The sequence below is a fragment of the Arthrobacter sp. H5 genome, from assembly GCF_000520595.1.
Lineage (GTDB): Bacteria > Actinomycetota > Actinomycetes > Actinomycetales > Micrococcaceae > Arthrobacter_D.
Window position 1 is genome coordinate 1 of sequence record NZ_KI914995.1, and the last position, 17,434, is coordinate 17,434.

Sequence of the window (17,434 nt, forward strand, 5' to 3'; positions counted from 1 at the left end):
GTTTACGCCGCGTATAAGGCTGCCACTGAGTTCAAGGGCAAACCCACCGTGATCCTGGCCAAGACGGTCAAGGGCTACGGCCTGGGCTCCCACTTCGAGGGCCGCAACGCCACCCACCAAATGAAAAAACTCACCCACGACGACCTCAAAGCCTTCCGCGACCACCTCCGCATCCCGGTCACCGACGAACAGATCGACGACGACCTGTACAACCCGCCGTACTACCACCCGGGGGCCGATGCTCCGGAGATCAAGTACCTCATGGAGCGCCGTGAGAAGCTGGGCGGTTTTGTACCTGAGCGTAGGAACAAGCACACCGAAATCCAGCTCCCCGGCGACAAGGCCTACGAAGTCGCCAAACGCGGTTCCGGCAAGCAGCAAGCCGCCACCACCATGGCCTTCGTCAGGCTACTCAAAGACCTGATGCGCGACAAGGAGTTCGGCAAGAGGGTTGTACCCATCGTTCCCGATGAGGCGCGCACCTTCGGGATGGACTCGTTCTTCCCCACCGCAAAGATCTATAACCCCAACGGGCAGAACTATCTCTCCGTGGACCGGGACCTGGTCCTTGCCTACAAGGAATCCATTCAGGGTCAGATCCTGCACGCCGGAATCAACGAGTCCGGTTCCGTGGCTGCGTTCACCGCCGCCGGTACGGCATACGCCACACACGGCGAGCCGCTGATCCCGGTCTATGTGTTCTACTCGATGTTCGGATTCCAGCGCACTGGCGATTCCTACTGGGCGGCTGCGGACCAGATGACCCGCGGATTCATCATCGGCGCAACCGCCGGCCGCACCACCCTCACCGGCGAAGGCCTCCAGCACGCCGACGGCCACTCACCCATCCTCGCCTCCACCAACCCAGCAGTCATCACCTACGACCCCGCGTACGGGTACGAAATCGGCCACATCATGAGGGATGGACTGGACCGGATGTACGGCCCGGACTCCGATGACCGGAATCTGATGTACTACATCACCGTCTACAACGAACCAATCCTTCAGCCAGTTGAACCGGAAAACGTTGATGTGAACGGGATTCTCAAGGGAATCTACCTCGTGGCTCCGGCCAAAATCGACGGACCCCGAACGCAGATTCTCGCCTCTGGCGTGTCGGTGCCGTGGGCAATTGATGCACAGCGGATCCTTGCGGAGGACTGGGGGGTGTCCGCTGATGTGTGGTCGGTGACGTCCTGGAACGAACTGCGCCGCGACGGCCTCGCCGCGGAAGAAGACGCCTTCCTCAACCCCGGTTCGGAACCACGCGTACCGTTCGTGACCCGGCAGCTCGAAGGAGCCACTGGGCCGATAGTCGCCGTAACCGACTACATGAAGGCTGTCCCCGACCAGATCCGCCAGTTCCTGCCCAACGAATTCGCGACGCTTGGAGCAGACGGCTTCGGCTTCTCCGACACCCGCGCGGCAGCCAGGCGGTTCTTCAAGATCGACTCACACTCCGTCGTCGTACGTGCCCTGGAAATGCTCGCCCGCAGAGGCGAAGTCGACGCCGATGCGCCCCGCCAGGCCATCGAGAAGTACTCCCTGCACGACGTCAACGCCGGAACCACCGGAACCACCGGCGGCGACAGCTAACCCCACACGCATCGACTCTCCCCAAAGTGACGTTCCCAGCCCGAAAACGGCCCTGAGAAAGTCACTTTGGGGAGAGTCGATGCAGGGTGGGATTCAGGTGTGCTTCAGCCAGGCGAGGAGCTTCTCCAACCGCCACGTGGTGATGATGCGGTCCTCGGGAACGCCGTTCGCAGCCGCGCGTTCGGCACCGTACTGCAGGAAGTCGAGCTGGCCCGGCGCGTGGGCGTCGCTGTCAATGCTGAAGAGGCAGTCTGCGTCGAGTGCCAGTTTGATGAGCTCGTCGGGCGGGTCCTGCCGCTCTGGCCGGGAGTTGATCTCGACAGCGACATTGTTTTCCGCGCACGCAGCAAAGACCTTCCGGGCGTCGAACTCCGACGGCGGCCGCGTCCCACGGGACCCCTGCACCAGACGACCGGTGCAGTGCCCCAGAACGTTGGTGTGTGGATCGTGGATCCCGCCGAGCATCCGGGCGGTCATGGTCCGCCTATCCGATCGGAGTTTGGAGTGAATGCTTGCTACCACAACATCCAGCCGGCCCAGCATCTCAGGCGTCTGGTCAAGCGTCCCATCCTCAAGGATGTCCACCTCGATGCCCGCGAGGAGGCGGAAGCCGCCGTCGTCGTCGTCGTTAATTTCCGCCACTACGTCCAGCTGTGCGCTGAGCCGCTCCGCGCTCAGGCCGTTGGCGATCTTCAAGTTTGGGGAATGATCGGTGAGGGCGAGATACTCACGGCCAAGCGAGCGGGCAGCAGCGACCATGAGGTTGATGGGGCTTCCGCCGTCGGACCAGTTGCTGTGGGTGTGCAGGTCGCCGCGCAGCAGCCCGTTCAACGCGCTGCCGTCGGCTAAGGGGGCAGCACTGCGCTGACGCAGGTCAGCGAGATAATCGGGCACCCTGCCTTCCAGCGCCTGGGTGACGACTTCGAAAGAGCGCGAACCGATCCCTTTGGTCCTCTTGAGGCGGCCGTCGCGGGCGCGCTCGTTCAACTCGTCCAGGTTGAGGCCACTGATGGTTTCTGCGGCCTTCCGGAATGCCTGCACCTTGAAGCTCGGTGCCAGTTCGCGTTCGAGCCAGAAGGCGATCTCGTTGAGCGCATTGACGGCGTCCATTGGTCCATCTTGCACCAATTTCCTGCAGGACAGGGATCGGCTGTGCCGTCGCACGGAAACTATTTCGGTGAGAGACTTGACAGTGGGTATGTGAGACGCATTACACTAATAATGAAATAAAGATTCCACCATGTAGAAACTCTCGAAAAAGGGAACACTACGCAGTAAACATCGAGTCAAATCGGATCCGTCCGAGGGTAAGGGTGTTCAGCGCTGAGGTGGTATTCAACAACGAAAGCTGACACCCATGACACTGACGTCCTTTAACACCCAGACTCCCGCAGAGGCAGGCGCAACGCTAAAGCCCTGCGCCGACATTCCACGCTGGATCGACGCGATTGTGGAATCCCGCCCCTTCGCCAATGAGCAGGAGCTCCTCGGCTTTGCCGGACAGGCAGCCAATCCCTGGACCGAAGCGGAAATTGACGGAGCACTCAAACACCATCCCCGCATCGGTGACCGGGCCGAAGGCGAAAGTGCTGAGGCCGGCTTTTCCCGCCGTGAACAGTCCGGCGTGGACACGTCCGACGACACCGCGCAGGCACTCCTTCAAGGCAACCGCGCCTATGAGGAAAAGTTTGGCCGGGTCTTCCTCATCCGCGCCGCCGGCCGCAGCGCCGAAGAGATCCTCACCGCGCTGCAGAAACGCCTGAACAATACCCCCGGCGGGGAGCTGCCGATCATCGCCGGGCAGCTTCGCGAAATCGCAATCCTTCGACTCAAGGGAGCCCTCGAATCATGACCACCAGCCATGTCACCACCCACGTGCTGGACACCGGTACGGGACGTCCCGCAGTCGGCGTCGCCGCCCGGCTTGACCGCCAAACGGCGGACGGCTGGCAGGAAACGGCCACCGGAACCACGGACTACGACGGCCGCATCCGGAACCTGGGCCCGGAGGCTTTGGAGCCGGGCACCTACCGCATCGAGTTTGAAACCGGGAAGTACTTCGCGGAAACGGGAACCGAAACCTTCTTCCCCGCCGTCGCACTCATCTTTGAATTGACCGACCCGGCACAGCATTATCATGTGCCACTCCTTATCAGCCCGTTTGCCTATTCCACCTACCGAGGAAGCTAACCATGACCACCTTTGCAACCGAACCCACTACGCCAGCACAGACTGGCCGAATTGTCCTGGGGAAGAACCAGTACGGCAAGGCCGAGTGTCGGCTCGTCAAGATCACCCGCGACACCGCACGGCATGAGATCGAGGACCTCAACGTGACGTCGCAGCTCCACGGTGACTTCGAAACCGCGCATACCGAGGGCGACAACTCAAAGGTCGTTGCCACCGATACCCAGAAGAACACCGTCTTTGCGTTTGCGCGAGACGGCGTCGGGTCACCCGAGGCGTTCCTGCTTCGCCTGGGCGAGCACTTCACCACAAGCTTCGACTGGGTCACCGGGGGCCGCTGGGCCGCCGAGCAGTACAAGTGGGAACGGATCAACAACCACGACCACGCGTTCTCCCGCAACAAGTCGGAGACGCGCACAGCCGTTCTGCTGATCGAGGGCAACAAGAGCCACATTGTCGCCGGCATCCAGGACCTTACAGTGCTGAAGTCCACCGGCTCGGAGTTCCACGGCTACCCGAAGGATACTTACACCACCCTGAAGGAAACCACCGACCGGATCCTGGCCACCGACGTCACGGCCCGTTGGCGATACGGCACCGCCGACGTTGACTTCAATGCCGTGTACGAGAGCGTGCGCGGAATCCTTCTGGACGCCTTCGCGCAGACCCATTCCCTTGCACTGCAGCAAACCATGTTCCAGATGGGCAAGCAGGTTCTTGAGGCGCACCCTGAAATCCAGGAAATCAAGCTGTCCCTGCCTAACAACCACCATTTCCTGGTGGACCTTGCACCGTTTGAGTTGGACAACCCCAACGAGGTGTTCTTCGCCGCCGACCGCCCTTACGGCCTGATCGAGGCGACCGTTGAGCGCGAAGGAGCGCAACAAGATTCCGTGATCTGGGAAAATATCCCCGGCTTTTGCTGAGAAATTTGCTGAAACACAGGTGGCCGGACACCTGCAAGTGTCCGACCACCATACCAACCGCTCATGTGAGACAAGGAAGTCATACTCATGAAATCAGTCAGTTCTACAAAACAACATGCTAAACCAAAGCGCCCCGAGGATGAGCGGCTGCCGATCGGCCGCACCTTTGCCTACGGTCTCCAGCACGTCCTTACCATGTACGGCGGAATTATTGCCGTTCCACTGATTATTGGAACGGCAGCAGGGATGGCACAGGATGAGATCGCCCTCCTGATCGCGTCCTGCCTTTTCGTGGGCGGCGCGGCAACCATCCTGCAGAGCTATGGGGTGAAGTTCTTCGGATCCCAACTGCCGCTTGTTCAAGGAGTCTCCTTCGCGGGCGTTGCCACCATGACCGCCATCCTCAGCGGCGGCCAGGGAATCCAGACAGTGTTTGGCGCCGTCCTGGTTGCCTCGGTGATCGGACTGGCCATTGCGCCGTTCTTCGCGAAGGTGATCAAGTTCTTCCCGCCGGTGGTGACCGGCGTCATTATCACCACCATCGGCCTGACCCTAATGCCCGTTGCTGCAAACTGGGCCATGGGCGGAAATCCATCGGCGGACAACTACGGCAGCCTGACCAACATTGGGCTCGCCGCCGGCACTCTTGCGCTGGTGCTGCTGCTCAGCAAGCTCGGCAACGCCACAATCTCCCGCCTTTCGATCCTGCTGGCGATTGTGATTGGCACGGTCGTGGCCGCGTTGCTGGGCCTCGCCGATTTCTCCAACGTGGGCAACGGCGCCATCTTCGCCTTCCCGCAGCCGTTTGCCTTCGGCTGGCCGGTGTTTGACCTCGCTGCGATCATCTCCATGACCATTGTGATCCTTGTCTGCATGACGGAGACGACGGCGGATATCCTCGCGGTCGGCGAGATCGCCAAGACCAAAATCACCTCCCGCCGCATTGCCGACGGTCTGCGCGCGGACATGCTGTCCAGTGCGCTGGCGCCCGTCTTCAACTCCTTTGCGCAGACGGCCTTTGCGCAGAACGTTGGTCTGGTGGCGATCACGGGTGTCCGCAGCCGCTATGTGGTGAGCGCGGGCGGACTCATTATGGTGGTGCTCGGCCTGCTTCCAGTGCTTGGTCGGCTGGTCGCAGCCGTCCCCACACCGGTGCTCGGTGGGGCGGGCATTGTGCTCTTCGGCACCGTTGCGGCCAGCGGCATCCGCACTCTGGCCAAGGTGGAGTACAAGGACAACATGAACCTGATCATTGTCGCGGTGGCTTTGGCCTTCGGCATGATTCCCGTTGTGTCGCCCACCTTCTACGACGAATTCCCCACCTGGTTTGGCATCATCTTCCACTCCGGCATCAGTTCCGCCGCGATCATGGCGGTGCTTCTCAACCTGCTCTTCAACCACCTGAAGCGCGGCAACTCGGAGCAGCAGTCCGTGTTCGTCGCGAGCCCACCGCGCATGGTGCGCGAAGACGAATTGAAGGCACTGCAGGATGGCGACCACTATGAGGGCGGCAAGCTGGTCGCGGCTGACGGTACCGAGATCCCCGTGGTCACCGCACAGCAATACCAGATTGTGAAGGAGAAGCTGGATAAGGGCGAGATCCGTGACGTGGAGGATATCCGCAGGATCTGCGACTCCTCGCACCAGTAGGCCCGGACTGCCCGCCCGCGCGAACGGGGCGCGGGCGGGCAGGCTGAGCATCCGGTAATTGACCGAAAACCCTGGTGGGTGGTCTGCCGGTGACGAAGGAGCGCCAGCAGATCCGCTATCCGGCCCGGTTCAGGCCGGCGGGGTTGCGGCCCGCAGGAAGGCCGCGTCGGTAGCGAATAGGTAATTTCTGACGCCGACCCGCACCGTCGCGGCAGGCTTCCAGTCGCCGTCCGCCCAGATGTACATGCCGTAGTCGGGCCAACGGGTGCGAATCTCGTTGGCGAATTGGTTGGCGTCGCGGCCGTAGCGGCCGATGTTGCGGTCTTCAATCTCCAGGAGCAGGCTCGGTTTGAACTGTTCGATGGTCTTGATGGCCCCGGCAATCACGTTCGGTTCGAAGCCCTCCACGTCGGCCTTGATGAAGGACACATCCTCCGCGTTGTGCCGCTCGCACCAGGCATCCACCGTGGACATCCGCGTTGTCCAGCGCCGGGAATGCACACGCTGAGGGCTGAGCGCGTTCTCGACGCCGTCCATCACATGGGCATGGCCGTGGATGGGAAATCCGAAAAGACTGGGGAGAAGCATGGTGTGCTCGCCCTGCTCGGCACCAAGGACGGACTGAGTGGCGCGGATGTTTTTCATACGAAGCATCCGGCTCAGCATGGCCGCCATTCGTTGCTGCCTTGGCTGCGGCTCAAAGGAATAGACCCGTCCACCGGCGCCAACAATACGGGCCAGTGGAAACGTGTACATGCCGTAAGCGGCGCCGACATCGAACACGTGGTCACCGGTCCGTACCACGGCACGAAGCCCCAACACTTCCGCCTCCGCGAGTCGCAACTGAGTCAAAAGGTGGAGAAAACCGTGTGCTAGGCGCGATCTCATTGGCGGCAAAGCTGTGTCGATAAGGGTCAAGTGCTGTTCCTCCAGCGATGGGTCGCCCGGTTGTGCACAATATCCCCTTTGAGCATTGCGCCCTCAAAGATTCTACAGGCAGCGCCTTACAGTGCGCCTACCTTCCCGAAATCTTCCAATCTCAGCGGGGAGCAGGAAGACTGGTGTGCGCCCACTGGATTCGAATGGAGGCGACATGAAGTTTGAACTTTCTGCCACCGTGCTTGACTCGCCGGATGCCCAGGAGCTGGCAGGCTTTTACAACCGGCTGCTGGGATGGCAGTTCAAGTGCAACGAACCGGACTGGGTGATGTTGAGGGCGCCCAGTGGCGCCGGCCTCTCCTTCCAGACCGAGGAGAACTACGTTAGGCCGGTCTGGCCGGCGGGACCCGGCGATCCGCAGATGATGCTGCACTTGGACATTTACGTCGATGACCTCGAGGCCGCGTGCGCCCACGCTACGGAGCAGGGGGCGGTCATGGCGGAGTTCCAGCCGCAGGATCACGTCCGGGTGTTCCTAGATCCGGCTGGCCATCCGTTCTGCTTGTTCGACGACTGAAGCTCGCGCAAGCCTCAGGTAGGTTGACCAACATGAGTATTTTCCTTGTGGGCGGCCGGCCCCACTCCGGTGTATCTGCAGGGTCTGCGCGAATCGGCTGACGTCATCCGGCAAGCCGTGGGGTCCGGCTGGCCATCCGTTCTGCAGGAGCGAAGGAGGCGGGCTGAGTGGCAGCGAATTACGACGACGGCGCCTGGGAGATGCGCACCATGTTGCCTGATGGGTCGCGGAACGCACAGTCGCGTGGACCCCACGGCTGCTCGATGGGTTCCTGAAGCACCTCAGCACCTGATGCGCGCACACGTTCAAAAGTGGCGTCAAGGTCGTCCGTCCGAAAGACGGTCATGGGAAGCGTCCCCTTGGTGAGTAGTTCCTGAAGGGCGTCGCCGTCGGCCTGTGAACGACCCGCGTGAGGCTCCGAGAGAACTATCTCAAGTCCAGGTTGCTGGGCTGCACCCAAGGTGACCCAGCGGTGTCCGCCGGATGCGACGTCGTTCCTTAACTCAAGGCCAAGGGCGTCGCGGTAGAAGGCTAGTGACTCGTCGGTGTCCTGGACTGTGATGTGGCAGTACTGGAGTGAAATATTCATGGAACCAACGCTAGACGGCGGCAGAAGGTAGCGCTTCTTCGTTCCTGCTCGATGATCTCCTGGCGGGACGGGTCTGCAGTTTGGCCACGCAGGCGGGCATGGACGCAACTGCCTTGTGCTCACCAATCCGATACGCGCTGGGCGTTTCACCGACCACCTCCGTGAACCGGGAGCTGAACGAGCCAAGCGAGGTACAGCCGACAGCCATGCAGGCATCGGTGACGCTCATGCCCGCCCGTAGCAGGGCCATCGCGCGTTCGATCCTCCGGGTCAGCAGGTAACTGTAGGGCGTCTCGCCGTAGGCTGCGCGGAACTGCCGAGAAAAGTGCGCCGGCGACATGAGTGCCTTTGCGGCCATGGTTGGAACATCGAGCGGCCATGCATATTCCCGGTCGATCAAGTCCTTTGCCCGGCGTAGATGCGCGAGATTGGCGAGCTCCTGCGGGGTCATGGGATGACAGTACCATCGCAGTATGCGCACTGCTTAGCGCTTTCGGGCAACCGTCACAATGTTGGCGGAGGTTTCGGTCAGCGGTTCGCTGGTCCACCCGCCGTGCTGCGAGTCAACGTCGAACCCCCACTCAGCGAGGAACCCATTCAGTTGCTCGACGCTCAGGAACCGGAGGCTTCCCCGGTCCACGCGCAGAACGTCACCACCGTGTGAGGAGGTGGTCTCGCTGAAGGTGACAACGCCGTCGTCGTCGACTGTTTGAACCTCGTGGTGGACGCGGACTGTGCGGCCCTCCGTGTCCACCACCTCCACTGCGTTGCCCGGATTCCAACCCTCCCAGCCTTTGGCGCGCAGGTTTCGGGCGCCAAAGGCGAACACTCCTCCCGGGACGAGGGCCCGATGGATGGCTGCGAGGGAATCGCGCAGCTCCTCGTCAGTGATGAAGCACTGGAAGGCGTTGGCCATCATGATGGCGAGCTGAAAATCGTTCTCCCAGCGCATGGACGCGGCGGTGCCTTGGACCCATTCGATGTCCGGGTAACGACGTGCAACGTCCAGCGCGTCCGTGTCCGGATCGATGCCCACGAGCCGGCCGGTGTGACCTTCCGTCCGCGCCCGGTGCAGCGTGGAGCCGGTACCGCAGCCAACGTCAAGGACCGACGGCGACGCCATCACGAGCGCGAAGTGAAAGTCATCGCTGGCGTCCCACGGGTTGAGCTCGTTATAGAGTTCAGCGGCTTCAGCGTCGGAGTACATCCGGCAAGTATTACCCGCAGTGGTCCATGAGCCAAGCCTGGTTCCGGCAACCCGTCGCCATCAGGACCCGAATTGTCCGTAATGTCTTTGGCGGTGTCTGGCCGGGAAAGGGCCAGCCCCAGTGCCGCGCCAGATGCGCAATGCCATGGGACCAGCAATAGCGGAGTACCACCACAAGAGTGCGCCGTCGTTGTTGGCTGATTTCAGTCAGGTGGTGGTGCGACGGGCAACGATGGCCGCATGGGGGCGATGACCAGGATCGACCCGTGTTTGGGTCTCAATCGTTTCGAGCCCCGCTGCGTCGAGGTGCTGAACCATCTCGTCAATGGGCCAGTAGTAGGCAGGAGTGACCGCGTGAGGAAAAGCCTCAACAGCAGCTCCCTCAAAGAATCCCAGCAGTAGCCCTCCTCCCGGCATGATGCACCGAGCGAATTCACTCAACACGGCCGGCAGTTCTACGGGCTGTAGGTGGATGAGTGAATACCACGCAAGGATGCCCGCAAGTGAATCACCAGGAACCCCAAGATTGCGAAGCTCGCCTACCCGAAAGCCCACATCAGGGAAAACTATCTGGGCCTTGGCGATCGAAGGCGGGCACAAGGTCCACGCCTTCGATCGAAGCACCGCGGTCCTTGAGAAACTTTGTCCACTGGCCGGGTCCACAGCCGGCGTCGATGACCGGACCATCGAGATTCTCCACCCATTGGGCGACAAGTTTTTGGTCGGCGGGGTGTGCTGCTTCTATGTGACCCACTGCCACCGTGTACTCGTCCGCCCGTCTGGTGTAAGCGGCTCGAACGTCAGCAATTGGCATGGGCTTAGCCTAAGCGGCCAGACGCTTCCAATCCGTGCAGCTCACGCCGCATGAGCCACCTGGTCAGTCCGGCACGGCGCGCGCTGGTCTCCGCCATGCGCTCAAATCCGGCCCGCTCAAACATCGATGCTGCGCCCACGAAGGCAAGGCTCGTGTTAAGTCGCTTCCCCTCCGGGTCCACGGGATAGGCCTCCAGCGCCGGCGCCCTGTGGTGGATAGCGTGGGTGATTGCCGCGTCAAGCAGCGCGCTTGTAACACCACGACGGCGTTAGCCCGCCTTGACCACGAAGCAGATGACGCTCCAGACGGGGAGACAGTCCAGGCGTTTGACGTCACCACTGGTTGCCGCACACACCCCGGGCCTAATCCTGCAGCTCCTTCCCGCTCTCTGGCCGATATTTGGGCGTGTCGCCGTGCGACACGCAGTTCGCGCCGCAGAACATGCAGGACTTGGTCCGCTGGTGCGGCGGCTTTCGGAAGCTAGGACGCCAGGTTCAGCTCGTCCGAAATGGTCTGCGCCGCGGCCCGAAGCAGTGGCACAGCCTTCTCGGCAAAGCGCTCGTCAACCCTCGACACCGGCCCGGACACCGAAATTGCCGTGGGAGTCGGCGCGTTGGGCACGGCCATGGCAAAGCAGCGGACTCCGAGCTCCTGCTCCTGCTCATCAATGGAGTACCCGCGCCCGCGGATGCGGCCAAGCTCCTCCAGCAGCTCGTCAATGCTCTTGATGCTCTTCTCCGTTGGTGTGGGCATACCAGCGCGGGCAACAATGGAGCGCACGGCATCATCCCCAAGTTGCGCCAGGATTGCCTTCCCGACGCCGGTGTCATGGGTGTGCGCTCGGCGGCCCACCTCGGTAAACATGCGCATGGAGTGTGGGGAGGGGACCTGGGCAATGTAGATGACCATGTCGGAATCAAGGACGGCCATGTTGGAAGTCTCGCCCAGGCTGTCCACCAGGTGCTTCAGCTGTGGCCTCGCCAGTGCGCCGAGTTGTTTGTTGGCACCCTCGCCGAGGCGGATCAGGCGCGGACCGAGGGCATACCGCCGGTTGGGCAGCTGGCGTGCGTATCCCTTAGTGACCAGGGTCCGCAGCAACCGGTGAATAGTAGGCAGGGGCAGGTCTGTGGAAGAGGAGAGCTCGCTGAGCGTCACTTCACCGCCGGCATCTGTAATGAGCTCCAACAGTTCAAAGACGCGCTCCACGGACTGTACGCCGCCGCCGGCAGCCTTTTCGGCCATCTGGTACTCCTACCCTTGCTCCAGCGAAATCCTTGCAACAATGAAAAACTATCCGCACAGTGGAAGAAAACATCCAACGCGGAACTCTTCTCAAGATACCCGATTTCCGCAGAATGGAAACAGCAACGTTTGCAATTCCATCTAGTAGATAATAATATCCATAATACGGAAACTAACTATCTGGAGGATCAATGGCGAGTCCCAGCCCCGGCTACTCAATCACCCTGCGCGTGGAGGCTCCTTCCAGCTTCACCGCCACCGCCGAACTTGCAGCCGCAGTCGGCGCAACCGGCGCCTCGATCACCGCTCTCGACGTTACTGAGTCCCACCACGAAAGCATTGTGGTTGACGTCAGCTGTAACACCACGGACGCCGCCCACGGCGAGCAGGTAAGGGACGCACTCAACGCGCTCGACGGCGTCACCGTGAAGAAACTCAGCGACCGCACCTTCCTGATGCACCTGGGCGGCAAGCTCGAAATCGTCCCCAAGGTTGCGCTCCGCAACCGTGATGACCTCTCCCGTGCCTATACCCCCGGCGTCGCACGCGTTTGTCTGGCCATCGCCGAAAACCCGGAGGACGCCCGTCGTCTGACCGTAAAGCGGAACACCATCGCCGTGGTCACCGACGGCTCGGCAGTGCTGGGCCTGGGCAATATTGGCCCCGCCGCCGCACTTCCGGTGATGGAGGGCAAGGCCGCGCTGTTCAAGCAGTTCGCCAATGTGGACGCGTGGCCGGTCTGCCTGGACACGCAGGACACGGAAGAGATCATCATGATCGTGAAGGCCCTCGCCCCCGTCTACGGCGGCGTGAACCTCGAAGACATCGCAGCGCCGCGCTGCTTCGAGATCGAGAACCGGCTCCGCGAGGAACTGGACATTCCGGTGTTCCACGATGACCAGCACGGCACCGCCATCGTCACCCTCGCCGCGCTGAACAACGCCCTGCGGGTTGTGGAGAAGAAGATCGAGGATGTCCGGATAGTTGTCTCCGGTGTCGGCGCGGCCGGCTCGGCGATCATCCAGTTGCTCAAGGCCCAGGGTGCCAAGAACATTGTGGCGTGCGACCGCAAGGGTGCGATCCACAGCGGTCAGAACCACACGGATCCGCACCGCCAGTGGATCGCCGAGAATACCAATCAGGAGGCGTTCAGCGGAAGCCTTCATGAGGCCGTCAGCGGAGCGGATGTTTTCATTGGCGTCAGCGGCCCCAACATCCTCGGCGAGGAGCAGATTGCCTCCATGGCCGACAAGTCCGTCGTGTTTGCGATGGCCAACCCCGATCCCGAGGTTGATCCGGTGATTGCGGCGAAGCACGCTGCGGTCGTCGCGACCGGCCGCAGCGATTTCCCCAACCAGATCAACAATGTGCTGGCCTTCCCCGGGTTCTTCCGCGGGCTGCTGGACGCGGGCGTCTCCGACATCACCCCCGAAATGCTGGTGGCCGCAGCTGATGCAATTGCGGCGCGGGTGGACGATGATGAGTTGAACGCCAGCTTCATCATCCCGAGCGTGTTCGACCCGCATGTGGCGGGCGATGTCGCCGCCGCCGTCGCAGCAGCAGCCACCAACTCATAGGAGGAGCAGTAATGTCTATTGAACTCAAGGATTCGACGCCGGTTGACGGTGCGGAAACCATCCTCACACCCGAGGCGCTCACGTTCATCGAACAACTGCACCAGCGCTTCCGCGGCACCCGCGACGAGCTCCTGGCCGCACGGGTTGACCGCCGCGAAGAGGTGGCCACCACCGGCCGCCTGGACTTCCTGCCGGAGACACAGTCAGTGCGCGACGACGATTGGACCGTTGCGCAGGCACCGCCCCAGTTGCAGGACCGCCGCGTCGAGATGACCGGCCCGGCATCACCGGCCAAGATGGCGATCAACGCGCTGAACTCCGGTGCAAAGGTGTGGCTCGCAGACCTTGAGGATGCCAGCACGCCCACGTGGCACAACGTCATAGACTCCCAGGTGAACCTTTACGGCGCCGCACGCGGCACGTTGAGCTTCACCTCACCGGACGGCAAGGAGTACGCGCTGCGCACGGACGCGCCGCTCGCCGTCGTCGTTCCCCGCCCCCGCGGCTGGCATCTGCCTGAGAAGAACGTCACGGTCGACGGCGCACCGGGCATCGGCGCGCTGGTGGACTTTGGCCTGCACTTTTTCCACAACGCCAGGCACCTGCTCGATAACGGCAGCGGCCCGTACTACTACCTGCCCAAGTTGGAAAGCCACCTTGAGGCCCGGCTGTGGAATGAAGTCTTTGTCTTTGCTCAGGACTATGTCGGAGTACCTCAGGGTTCCATCCGCGCCACCGTGCTGATCGAGACAATTCCCGCCGCGTTTGAAATGGACGAGATTCTGTATGAGCTCCGCGATCATGCCTCGGGCCTGAACGCCGGCCGCTGGGACTATCTGTTCAGTATCATCAAGTACTTCCGCGACGGCGGCGAGTCCTACATCCTGCCGGACCGCGCGTCGGTTGCCATGACCGCGCCGTTCATGCGCGCCTACACGGAGCTCCTCGTCAAGACCTGCCACCGCCGAGGCGCCTTCGCCATGGGCGGCATGGCCGCGGTCATCCCGAACCGTCGTGAACCGGCTGTCACCGAGCAGGCATTCGCCAAGGTCAAGGCGGACAAAACCCGCGAGGCGAACGACGGCTTCGACGGCTCCTGGGTGGCGCACCCGGACCTCGTGCCCATCTGCCGTGAGGTCTTCGACTCGGTGCTGGGGGAGCGGCCCAACCAGATTGATCGCCAGCGGCCCGAGGTCGAGGTCACCGCTGCGCAGCTGCTGGACGTGGAGTCCGCTGACGGGGATGTGACCGAGGTGGGCCTGCGCGCCAACCTGTATGTCGCCGTTGCCTATGTTGCGGTCTGGCTCTCCGGAAACGGCGCCGTGGCCATCCACAATCTCATGGAGGATGCGGCGACGGCGGAGATTTCGCGCTCGCAGGTGTGGCAGCAGATCCGCAACAAGGTGGTGCTCGCCGACAGCGGCAATACAGTCACGGCGGAGCTGGTCAACTCGATCCTTGCCGAGGAAACAGAGAAACTGCGTGGTGAAGTGGGAGACGACGCATTCGCGAAGTTCTACGAGCCCGCCAGCCGCCTGATCGCCGACATCTGCGTCTCCGAGGACTACACGGATTTCCTCACCCTGCCCGCCTACGAGTTGGTGAACTGAATGAAGTTTGCGCTCGGATTCGACGACTACGCGGCAATCGACTCTGCACTGGCTGAAACCGACTCGCTGTTGGCAAAAGGCTATCCGGGCGACGACGGCACCCGCCAGCCCGTGCACACCGTGTACATGCCAGCGGACAAATATCAGCCCTCTCTCCCGGGTGACTGGGGCAGGGAGGCGCTGGCCGCCGTCGAACGCGCTGGTGGCATGGCAGCGCTCTGCTCTTCCATGGGCGCTTCGGAGGACCTCGCCTCGTTGGTGAGCGCGAAGCTTGCCTCCGAACCCATCGAGGACCTGCGGCTGGATTTCGAGGACGGCTACGGCAACAGGCCCGACGACGAAGAGGACGCCGAAGCGCTTCGTGCGGCCATCGCTGTGGCTAGGGCAGTGAAGGACGGCATTGCGCCGCCGTTCATTGGCATCCGATTCAAGTGCTTCGAGGAAGCAACGCGCCGCAGGGCGCTGCGAACACTGGACCTCTTTATCGGTGGGCTGCTCACCGAAGGCCCGCTGCCGGACGGACTGGTCCTGACGCTGCCGAAGGTCAGCACCGTGGCCCAGGTGGAGGCAATGGTCTTCGCCTGCCAGCGGTTGGAGGCCGTCCACGGCCTGCCTTCGGGGAGGCTGCGTTTCGAGGTGCAGATGGAAACTCCGCAGCTGATCCTTAGTCACGAAGGGACAGTTCCTGTGGCGGAGTTGCTGCATCGTGGCCAGGGCCGTGTGACTGCCCTGCACTATGGCACCTACGACTACAGCGATTCGCTGCAGATCGCGGCCGAGTACCAGTCCATGGAACATCCCGCCGCGGACTATGCGAAGCAGGTCATGCAGGTTGCTGTTGCCGGCACCGGCGTGAGGTTGTCCGATGGTTCCACGAACATCCTCCCCATCGGGTCGCCGTCGGACGTTGAAAACGCCGGGAGGCTCCATGCCCGCTTGGTACGCCGCTCGCTGGAACGCGGCTACTACCAGGGGTGGGACCTGCATGCGGCGCAATTGCCTACGCGGTTTATTGCCACGTACGCCTTCTACCGCGAAGGGCTGCCGGCTGCGGCGCAGCGCCTTCGTAATTATGTCCACCGCAACGAGAGCGCCATCCTCGACGAACCCGCCACCGCCCGCGCGCTGGCACGCTTTGTTCATCGGGGGCTGCTCTGCGGCGCCGTCAGCTCCGACGAAGTCAGCGGGCTGGCAGGCATTTCCACAGCAGATCTGGAAGCGCTAGCGCATCCCAAGAAGAACGTGAGGACCCCAGTTGAGTAACTACTTTGCCCCCGATTCCGTGCTGCCCCCGCAGACGGACCTGCTGACCGGACGCGCCGTCGTCACCGAGGCGTACACAGTCATCCCGCGCGGCGTCATGCGCGACATTGTGGTCAGCGAACTGCCCGAGTGGACGGGTACCCGCACATGGGTACTTAACCGTCCCGTTGCGGGAGGCGCGACGACGTTTGCCCAATACCTCATTGAGGTAGCCCAGGGCGGCGGCTCCACCAACCCCGAGCCCGAGGCCGGCGTCGAATCCTTCGTCTTCCTGCTTTCCGGTGCCCTGACAATTAAGCTCGAGGGAGAGTTGCACGACCTCACGCCGGGCGGCTTTGCCTTCATCCCGCCGGGCGCGGACTGGGAAGTCTCCAACTCCCACGCCGAGCTGGCCAAGTTCCAGTGGATCCGCAAGGCGTACCAGCCGCTAGCCGGTCACACGCCCAAGGCCCGCGTTGGCAACGAACAGGACATTGAGCCCGGTGCCATGCCCGGCACCGACAACAAATGGCGGACCACCCGTATGCTGCCCACCGATGACATGGCGTACGACATGCACATCAACGTGGTCACCTTCGAACCGGGCGCGGTCATTCCGTTCGCGGAAACCCATGTCATGGAGCACGGGCTTTATGTGCTGGAAGGCAAGGCCGTCTACCGGCTGAACCAGGACTGGGTGGAGGTCCAGGAGGGCGACTACATGTCCCTCCGCGCGTTCTGCCCGCAGGCCTGCTACGCCGGCGGCCCGTCCAACTTCCGGTATCTGCTGTACAAGGACGTCAACCGGCAGATCAAGTTGACCTAATGCCTGATCTTTCGCGGCCCTGCACCGGTGTCCTTCTGGCCGCCGGTGCAGGGTCGCGTTTGGGTTTGGGGCCCAAGGCGCTGCTTCCTTACCGCGGCCTGCCGTTGGTTTCCCACGTTGCTGCTGAATTGCACGACGGCGGCTGCCACCGTGTGGTGGTGGTGTTGGGGTGTGGTGCCGCCGAGGTAGCGCCCCATGTGTACGCTTTCGAGGCTGTGCTGAATCCCGACTGGGAGTCCGGGATGGGCTCGTCGTTTCAGGCCGGTGTGCACGCCGGCCTGGGTGGCGCATCCGAGCACGACGACGTCATGGTCGCCCTGGTCGATCAGCCCGGCGTGAGTGCCTCACTGGTTTCGCGGCTGCTGGCGCGGCACGCTGCTCCCAGCCGCGCGGGTGAGTTTGTGACGGCCGCGGGCTTCGCGCCGTCGTCGTCGGTTGGTCCTTTGGTGCGCGGCCACCCGATCGTCTTCTCGTCCGAAGCGGCGCGGCAGGCCGCCGCGGGTGCTTCGGGC

The 17,434-nt window shown here is 62.6% G+C and carries 18 protein-coding genes and 1 pseudogene; 11 read left to right on the top strand and 8 right to left on the bottom strand.

The window, feature by feature from the left end; translation table 11 throughout:
- Positions 1-1,596: pseudogene (locus Y708_RS0111090) on the top strand (pyruvate dehydrogenase (acetyl-transferring), homodimeric type); the annotation flags it as partial.
- A gap of 93 nt (positions 1,597-1,689) precedes the next feature.
- Here Y708_RS0111090 and Y708_RS0111095 read toward each other — a convergent pair.
- Positions 1,690-2,706, bottom strand: coding sequence for a PHP domain-containing protein (locus Y708_RS0111095; RefSeq protein WP_028279990.1), 1,017 nt, complete (start codon positions 2,704-2,706; stop codon positions 1,690-1,692).
- A 247-nt stretch (positions 2,707-2,953) separates the two neighbouring features.
- On the opposite strand from Y708_RS0111095, the gene uraD reads away from it, so the two are divergent.
- The 4 genes from uraD (at position 2,954) to Y708_RS24415 (ending at position 6,359) form a co-directional block, all read left to right on the top strand.
- Complete coding sequence (gene uraD, locus Y708_RS0111100; RefSeq protein ID WP_028279991.1) at positions 2,954-3,448, top strand: 2-oxo-4-hydroxy-4-carboxy-5-ureidoimidazoline decarboxylase; 495 nt, start codon at positions 2,954-2,956, stop codon at positions 3,446-3,448.
- The gene (gene uraH, locus Y708_RS0111105; RefSeq protein ID WP_028279992.1) at positions 3,445-3,786 is read left to right on the top strand and encodes a hydroxyisourate hydrolase; all 342 of its coding nucleotides are present in this window, start codon (positions 3,445-3,447) and stop codon (positions 3,784-3,786) included. Before uraD ends, uraH begins: the two co-directional genes overlap by 4 nt.
- A gap of 2 nt (positions 3,787-3,788) precedes the next feature.
- Positions 3,789-4,709, top strand: a complete 921-nt coding sequence (pucL, locus tag Y708_RS0111110) for a factor-independent urate hydroxylase (RefSeq protein WP_051478917.1) — start codon at positions 3,789-3,791, stop codon at positions 4,707-4,709.
- An 87-nt stretch (positions 4,710-4,796) separates the two neighbouring features.
- The gene (locus tag Y708_RS24415; protein WP_051478918.1) at positions 4,797-6,359 is read left to right on the top strand and encodes a nucleobase:cation symporter-2 family protein; all 1,563 of its coding nucleotides are present in this window, start codon (positions 4,797-4,799) and stop codon (positions 6,357-6,359) included.
- A 129-nt stretch (positions 6,360-6,488) separates the two neighbouring features.
- On the opposite strand, the gene Y708_RS24420 is transcribed toward Y708_RS24415, so the two are convergent.
- On the bottom strand, positions 6,489-7,211 hold the full coding sequence (locus Y708_RS24420; protein WP_051478919.1) for an FkbM family methyltransferase: 723 nt from the start codon (positions 7,209-7,211) through the stop codon (positions 6,489-6,491).
- A gap of 241 nt (positions 7,212-7,452) precedes the next feature.
- Here Y708_RS24420 and Y708_RS0111125 point away from each other — a divergent pair, with 241 nt between their 5' ends.
- Entirely contained in the window at positions 7,453-7,815 is a 363-nt protein-coding gene (locus Y708_RS0111125; RefSeq protein ID WP_028279994.1) for a VOC family protein, read from the top strand.
- A gap of 178 nt (positions 7,816-7,993) precedes the next feature.
- Here the strand turns inward: Y708_RS0111125 and Y708_RS0111130 are convergent, their stop codons facing one another.
- From Y708_RS0111130 to Y708_RS0111160, 6 genes are all read right to left on the bottom strand, one after another.
- Positions 7,994-8,404 carry a VOC family protein gene (locus tag Y708_RS0111130; protein ID WP_028279995.1) on the bottom strand — a complete coding sequence of 137 codons (411 nt, stop codon included), beginning with the start codon at positions 8,402-8,404 and terminating at the stop codon, positions 7,994-7,996.
- A 10-nt stretch (positions 8,405-8,414) separates the two neighbouring features.
- Positions 8,415-8,855 carry a helix-turn-helix transcriptional regulator gene (locus Y708_RS0111135; protein WP_028279996.1) on the bottom strand — a complete coding sequence of 147 codons (441 nt, stop codon included), beginning with the start codon at positions 8,853-8,855 and terminating at the stop codon, positions 8,415-8,417.
- Between the two features lie 33 nt (positions 8,856-8,888).
- Positions 8,889-9,611, bottom strand: a complete 723-nt coding sequence (locus Y708_RS0111140; RefSeq protein ID WP_028279997.1) for a class I SAM-dependent methyltransferase — start codon at positions 9,609-9,611, stop codon at positions 8,889-8,891.
- Positions 9,612-9,818: 207 nt separating this feature from the next.
- A complete protein-coding gene (locus tag Y708_RS31045; protein ID WP_253905780.1) occupies positions 9,819-10,055 on the bottom strand; it encodes a hypothetical protein in 237 nt (78 codons plus the stop codon).
- A 112-nt stretch (positions 10,056-10,167) separates the two neighbouring features.
- Positions 10,168-10,425, bottom strand: coding sequence for a class I SAM-dependent methyltransferase (locus tag Y708_RS31050; RefSeq protein WP_253905782.1), 258 nt, complete (start codon positions 10,423-10,425; stop codon positions 10,168-10,170).
- Between the two features lie 480 nt (positions 10,426-10,905).
- A complete protein-coding gene (locus Y708_RS0111160; protein WP_028279998.1) occupies positions 10,906-11,667 on the bottom strand; it encodes an IclR family transcriptional regulator in 762 nt (253 codons plus the stop codon).
- A gap of 191 nt (positions 11,668-11,858) precedes the next feature.
- On the opposite strand from Y708_RS0111160, the gene Y708_RS0111165 reads away from it, so the two are divergent.
- The 5 genes from Y708_RS0111165 to Y708_RS24435 form a co-directional block, all read left to right on the top strand.
- Complete coding sequence (locus Y708_RS0111165; RefSeq protein ID WP_028279999.1) at positions 11,859-13,244, top strand: NAD-dependent malic enzyme; 1,386 nt, start codon at positions 11,859-11,861, stop codon at positions 13,242-13,244.
- Between the two features lie 11 nt (positions 13,245-13,255).
- On the top strand, positions 13,256-14,854 hold the full coding sequence (gene aceB / locus Y708_RS0111170; RefSeq protein WP_028280000.1) for a malate synthase A: 1,599 nt from the start codon (positions 13,256-13,258) through the stop codon (positions 14,852-14,854).
- Positions 14,855-16,117, top strand: coding sequence for a DUF6986 family protein (locus tag Y708_RS0111175; RefSeq protein WP_028280001.1), 1,263 nt, complete (start codon positions 14,855-14,857; stop codon positions 16,115-16,117).
- Positions 16,110-16,922: a bifunctional allantoicase/(S)-ureidoglycine aminohydrolase gene (locus tag Y708_RS0111180; RefSeq protein WP_028280002.1), complete on the top strand. Its 813-nt coding sequence runs from the start codon at positions 16,110-16,112 to the stop codon at positions 16,920-16,922. The genes Y708_RS0111175 and Y708_RS0111180 overlap by 8 nt, the downstream gene beginning before the upstream one ends.
- A partial coding sequence (locus tag Y708_RS24435; protein WP_035776058.1) for a nucleotidyltransferase family protein occupies positions 16,922-17,434 on the top strand: 513 nt, incomplete at its 3' end. The genes Y708_RS0111180 and Y708_RS24435, both read left to right, overlap by 1 nt.